Source organism: Deltaproteobacteria bacterium (assembly GCA_016210005.1).
Classification (GTDB): Bacteria; Desulfobacterota; Binatia; order HRBIN30; family JACQVA1; genus JACQVA1.
The window spans coordinates 130,237-136,415 of record JACQVA010000006.1; the positions used below are offsets into that span (position 1 = coordinate 130,237).

4 protein-coding genes are annotated in these 6,179 nt (G+C 64.3%); 3 read left to right on the plus strand and 1 reads right to left on the minus strand.

Annotated features, from left to right (window positions below; genetic code table 11):
- Window positions 1-292: 292 nt before the first annotated feature.
- Complete coding sequence (locus HY699_00920) at window positions 293-1,237, plus strand: NTP transferase domain-containing protein (protein MBI4514364.1); 945 nt, start codon at window positions 293-295, stop codon at window positions 1,235-1,237.
- 143 nt (window positions 1,238-1,380) lie between these two features.
- On the opposite strand, the gene HY699_00925 is transcribed toward HY699_00920, so the two are convergent.
- On the minus strand, window positions 1,381-2,871 hold the full coding sequence (locus HY699_00925; GenBank protein MBI4514365.1) for a sulfatase: 1,491 nt from the start codon (window positions 2,869-2,871) through the stop codon (window positions 1,381-1,383).
- 107 nt (window positions 2,872-2,978) lie between these two features.
- On the opposite strand from HY699_00925, the gene HY699_00930 reads away from it, so the two are divergent.
- Both HY699_00930 and HY699_00935 read left to right on the plus strand, forming a co-directional pair.
- A complete protein-coding gene (locus HY699_00930; GenBank protein ID MBI4514366.1) occupies window positions 2,979-4,454 on the plus strand; it encodes a sulfatase in 1,476 nt (491 codons plus the stop codon).
- 37 nt (window positions 4,455-4,491) lie between these two features.
- A complete protein-coding gene (locus HY699_00935) occupies window positions 4,492-5,955 on the plus strand; it encodes a sulfatase (GenBank protein MBI4514367.1) in 1,464 nt (487 codons plus the stop codon).
- Window positions 5,956-6,179 lie beyond the last annotated feature (224 nt).

Below are 6,179 nucleotides of genomic sequence, written 5' to 3' on the forward strand. Positions count from 1 at the left end.
TGAGTGCGCCTCGTCAAGCCGGCGCGCGCCGCTCACCCGCCGGTGCGTAGTCGCGTATCGGGTCGTCTTCCCGCTGCTCTCCGGCTTCTTCGCCGGTACGGCGCGGCGGATATCTCGCTCGTGCAAAACGCGTGTTCATTACTTCCCGCGGCTCGGAACACTACCCGCTTGTCATCAGTCAACCCTTTTTGAAGAAGGTCTGCACGCTTCCGGCATATGCCTTGCTCACAGAAGAAACGCCACGGCTGGTTTCTGGAGCGACAACTTGGATCACGCAAAAGGGGGATACTCGATGGCGAGAACGCCCGCGCTGGATCGATGGTCGTTGATCTTGGCCGGCGGGGACGGGACACGCCTGCAAGAGCTGACCCGGCTGATCACGGGGAAGCCGATACCGAAGCAGTATTGCAAGCTCGTCGGCGGCCGCTCATTGCTCGAAGCTACCCTCGATCGTACGCGGCACTTCGCCCCGCGCGAGCGCACGCTGGTGGTGTTCAATCGCGACCACGTCGATCTGGCGCGCGATCAGCTTTGCCTATTGCCGGCGGAGAATCAGCTGGCGCAATTGGGCAACCGCGACACCGGGCCGGGGTTGCTGTTCAGCTTGCTGCACCTCGCGCGCCGATCGCAGTCCGCAACGGTAGCGGTATTCCCGAGCGACCACTACGTCAGCGATGACCGCGCCTTTGTCGCGCACGTCGAGCAGGCCGCTCGCATCGTGACGCGGCTGCCCAATAAGATCGTCTTGCTCGGTATCCGCCCAGATTACTGCGAGCCCGGGTACGGCTACATCGAGACGGCCGAGCCACTGCCGGATGGGGCCGATTTTGCCGGTGCGTTTCATGTCGCCGCGTTTCACGAAAAGCCCGGCCCCGACACGGTGACCCATCTGCTGCGCCGTGGCGGGTTGTGGAATTCGTTCGTTATGGTTTTCCGACTCGAACGTATGCTGGGGCTGCTGCAACGCATGGTGGCGAGTGACTTCGAGCGCATGAAGGCGATCCACGCTCGCTCGCGTATCAGCGCCGCGGCTTACCGCCAGCTGGCGGCGTGGAACTTCTCGCATCGCATCCTCGCGCGTGTTCCCGAGCACCTCGTCGTGCTGCGGGTTGAAGATATCGCCTGGAGCGACTGGGGCACCCCAGAGGCGATTGAGCGGACATTCGCAACCTTGAAACAGACTCCGCCTTGGCGCGCGGCGCCGCAGCTGGCGCACCCGCTGACGGCGGCTGCATAATCGCAAGTCTGACGGCGGTACTGCTTTCGCTCCGCTGCGTGGGCGCGGCGGTGTCGATCACGGCGAGCAACGCCGAGGCGATCGCCCGTCGACGCGATCGAGCGCCAATCCGACTCGGCGGCTCGCCGAGCGGTCCGGAGCCTTCAGCGCAGATACCCTAGCAAGCGTAGGCGCTCCTTCTGCTCCGGCGGCAGAGCGGCGGCGGGCTGTCGCTTCGAGGCGAGCGCGTTTCTGGCGGTTTCGGCGCGGCTGATGAAGTCGCCCAGCGCTTGCCGGATCTGCCCTTGCTCCTGCGGCTCTGGGGCTCGTTCGCCGGTCAGCACCGCCAGCTGTTCGCCGAGGGGCCGATAGCGGGTGTCGGTCACCGGATCGCCGGCGGGCGCGAACACCGGAGCCTCGGGCGCATAGGCATCGCGACGCAGAAACCAACCGGCCTGGAAGGTTGCCCATTGCGTCACGCTGCCGGCGTAGCCCAACATTGCCGGCGGCTCCTCGCCCGCGAGCAGTGACGCCCAGATGCTGTCACTCTGCTCACACCGTTGCTCTTGGCTCAGGCCGAGCGCGTTCAAGATGGTGCAGAACACCGTGATGTTCGACACCGCCCGCTGGCGCACCGCGCCGGCGGCTATGCCGGGTCCGATCATCGCCAGCGGTACGTGCAGTTGATCCAGCCCGAGCGAATGCCCATGGGCGAAATAGAAGTCATCCTCGCCCAACGCCTCGCCGTGATCGGCCGTAATCACCACCAGCGTGTCTTGCAGCAACCCGGAACCGGTCATCAGGTCGAACAACCGAGCCAGCTCGCTGTCGAGATACGCAATCTCGGCGTCATACCGCCGCACGTATTGGTCCGGCCGCCGTTCGTCGTCGAAACGCTGGTAGGCCGGGATCGAGTGCAAACCCGAGTTGTCCGCCCCCACCGGCAGCTCCGGATTGGGACCGAGGCGCAGCGAATCGCCCGCGAATGCCTGCGCCCACGGCGTCGGCGGAGCGTAAGGACCATGGGGCTCCTGGAAGTGCAGCCACAAGAAGAAGGGGCTGCCGCGCAGCTGTGCGAGCTGGGCCAGGGCCTTGGGCACCGCGCGGGCGGCGGTGCGCTCCGCCCAAACGCGGTTCAGCTCGCGGTCCTCCAGGTCGTCATCGTATGAGTCAAAGCCCTGATCCAGACCGAGCGGGCGCATCAACACCGCGTTGCTGACAACGGCGGCGGTGCGCAGGCCGGCCTCGCGACACAGCTCCGCCAGTGTGCTCGCCTCCGGGCTGAGCGGGAATTGTCCGTTGAGCACACCGACCGTGGTGAAGCCGGGATACAAACCGGTCATCATCGCCACGTGCGAGGGCGCGGTGGTAGGCGCCGCCGACAACGCCCAGGCAAAGCGCGTTCCGCGCGCCATGAAGGCGTCCAATTGCGGCGAGGTCGCGCGCTGGTAGCCATAAGCCGACAAATGATCCGCGCGCAGCGTGTCAATTGTGACCAGGACCACGGATCGAATGGCAGAGTGAGTGGGTGCGGGCGGGCTGATGGTGTGCCACGCGATAACGGCGGTCGCTGCCACGCCAACCACAGCCACGAGCCAGACGCGCCACTCCCGGCGCTGCCGGCGCCCTGCACCGTCGGCTTGGCGGTGTCCCATGCCGGCGCACATAGCCGATCACCGGGCCACGGTCGAGTCGCGCCGCTCGCTTCGGTTGCACCGATTCCTTCCCTGTACTACACCCAGGCGCAGGCGTGGCAGCGGCAATGGCAGGACGAATCTGGGCGGCACTGATCATCGCCGCCGTTGTCGGTGCCGGTGCCGTGCTCTGGACCCGGCCAACGCCCGCGGCGCGTCCGAATGTCATCTTGATTACGATCGATACGCTGCGGGCGGATCACTTGTCCGCTTACGGCTACGCCCGCTCGACCTCACCCCACTTGGAGCAACTGGCGCGCGAGGGCGTGCTGTTCGAGCACGCCTACAGCGCCGCCAACTCGACCAACCCATCGCACGTCTCCCTGCTCACGGGCACGAGCGTCGCTACCCATGGGGTGCAGGCCAATAGTAATACCTTCAGCGCGGACGACATCCCAACCTTGAGCGAGCGGCTGCGAGCTGCCGGCTACGCCACCGCGGCAGTGGTGAGTGTCGGCCATTTGAATCAAGGCCCTTCTGGCCTTGGCCGCGGGTTTGATCGTTACTTCGACACCAAGAGCGAGCAGCGCGCGGAGCAATCGATCGCGCTGGCTCGCGATTGGATTGCCGGCCAGCACGAGCAGCCGTTCTTCTTGTGGCTCCACCTGTTCGATCCACACATGGTGTACAGCCCCCCGGCGCCCTACGATGCGCAATACGTCAACGAGCGCAGCCCGCGCATCGATGTCATCTTAGGCCGCCAGCGCGCCGACTGGTTCTTCCAAACACAGACGCTCGCTGGCGGCGACCGGGCATTCCTACAGGAGCAGTTTGCCGCCCAATTTGCCGACTCCATCGGGATAAATCAGCTTGGCCTGACCGAGGCGGAAGTGGAGTATCTCAAAGCCCTTTACGATGGTGAAGTTGGTTACACCGACAACCAAATCGGCACGCTGCTCGACCATTTACGCAAGCTGGGCATCGCCGACAATACCCTACTGGTGGTAACCGCTGATCACGGTGAGGCCCACGGCGAACACGGCATCTACTGCGACCACGCCACGGTCTACGAAGAGACGCTGCACGTTCCCTTGATCGTGCGGTTTTCCGCTCGCATCGCTGGCGGCAAGCGAATCAACGCTCTCGTCAGTGGTCTCGATGTCGCGCCAACGATCTTGCAGTACACGGACGTCCCGCTCGATATCACGCTCGAGGGCCACTCGCTGGTGCGGGTTATCGACGGCTCACAGCCGCCGGCTGCAGAGCCGCTGTTCGCCGCGCACGCTAATGCGCTGGGCGGCATGGTCCGAGACGGCGCCTGGAAGCTCATTGTGTCAACCAGCGCTGAACGTATCCGGCGCGCGAAGAACGAGGTCCAACGCAAGCGGCTGATGAAGTGGCACCCCAAACCCGTGGAGCTGTACAACCTGGAAAGTGATCCACGCGAAACGGCGGATCTGGCGCAAGCGCACCCTGATATCGTTCAGCGCTTGCGTGGGATATACGACGCCCGCAGCCGGCACTCGCCGTCGCCCGCGCCGACTCGAGAAGTGGATGCGGCGGCACGCGAACGGCTCAAGGCCCTCGGTTATCTGGTGGAGTGAAGCTGCCGGCGGCAAACGGTCACGAGGAGAAACGAGCTTGCCTTCAAAACGACTATGGAGACTGAGCCTGCTGGCGGGCGGCCTCATAGCTGCCGCGGTGATGGCCACCTACGGGCGGCGCGCCCCGGTGCGCTCGTCGCTAGTGAATAAGCCCAACGTGCTGTTGATCACCATCGACACGCTGCGGGCGGATCACGTGTCAGCTTACGGCTACATGCGGCCGACCACGCCACACCTTGATCGGCTCGCAAGCGAAGGTGTGATGTTCGAAAATTGCTACAGCGCGGCAAACGTTACTAATCCGTCTCACATCTCTCTGCTTACCGGCACGCGCGTGAGTACGCACGGGGTGACGAGCAACACTGCGGGCCTCACCGCTCCACATATAACGACGCTGGCCGAGCGTTTTCGCAAAGCCGGCTACGCCACCGCCGCCGTGGTCAGCATCGGACACTTGGGGCAAGAGAACTCAGGCCTGGGCCGCGGCTTTGACGATTACTACGATGTCAAAGACGAGCGGCGCGCAACGGATTCCGTGCTTGTAACCCGCCAGTGGCTGGGCGCACACGCCGAGCGCCCGTTCTTTGTGTGGCTACACCTCTGGGACCCGCACATGAGGTACAACCCGCCACCGCCTTACGACCGGCGTTACGTCAGGGCGTCCAGTCCCCGCATCGACTTGTTTCTCAAGCGCTCACCACTCCAACAATTCTTTCGCGCGAACCGGGTGCCGCCCTCTGCGCGGGACCGGTTGCGGGAACTGTTCAAGTTGGGCTTCAAGGAAGCCGTCGGCAACAACCAAATCGGCCTGACGCGGGAGGAAATCGACTACCTGGTGGCGTTGTACGACGGCGAGATCGCTTACGTCGATGCGACCCTCGCCGGCCTGTTCGGCGATCTACACGAACTCGGTTTGAGCGATGACACACTGTTGGTTGTAACCGCCGATCACGGCGAGGCGTTCGGTGAGCACAGCATCTACTGTGACCATCGTACGATCTACAACGAGACCCTGCACGTTCCTTTGATCATGCGCTACCCGCGGCGCATCCCAGCGGGCCGACGGGTAGCGAACCTGGTCAGTGGAATCGATCTGGCCCCCACCGTTCTCCAGTACGCGGGGCTGCGGCTTGACGGGCCACTCGAGGGTCGCTCACTGCTGCCGGCCATCGAGCAAGGCCCAGCGCAGGAGCCGGTGCCCCTGTTTGCCGAGCACGCCAAGGGCATTGCCAGCATGGTGCGCGACGGGCAATGGAAACTGATCATCGGCAATCGCGCGGCTAAGCCAAGGCTGCATCCCAATGCGTTCGAGCTGTTCAATCTCGACGATGATCCCCACGAACGCCGTGACCTTACCGAGACCAAGCCCGAGATGATCGCAAAGCTGCAGCAGGTTCGCCAGGCCTGGCTAACCGCGCCAGCGGTTGCTCCGGAGGCAAACGAGCGCCCGGTCGATGCCGAGACGTTGGAGCGGATGCGGGCGCTCGGTTACGTCGATTGAAGTTACTGCCGCGGCTCACCAAACGGTGCGGGGCCCGCGGCCCCATGCGGCGGGGGCCCGGCGGCGCCGTGTGGGGCGGGTCCGGGCAATGGCATTCGCTTAAGGAAACTGTGCCATTCGTTTAAGGAGATTGCTCAATCGGTCGGTGTGACAAGATTTGTCATGCGTTTGGCGATGGCAGGGAGACTCAGGCGGGCGCCAGAATGCCGCTGACCTTTTCATGC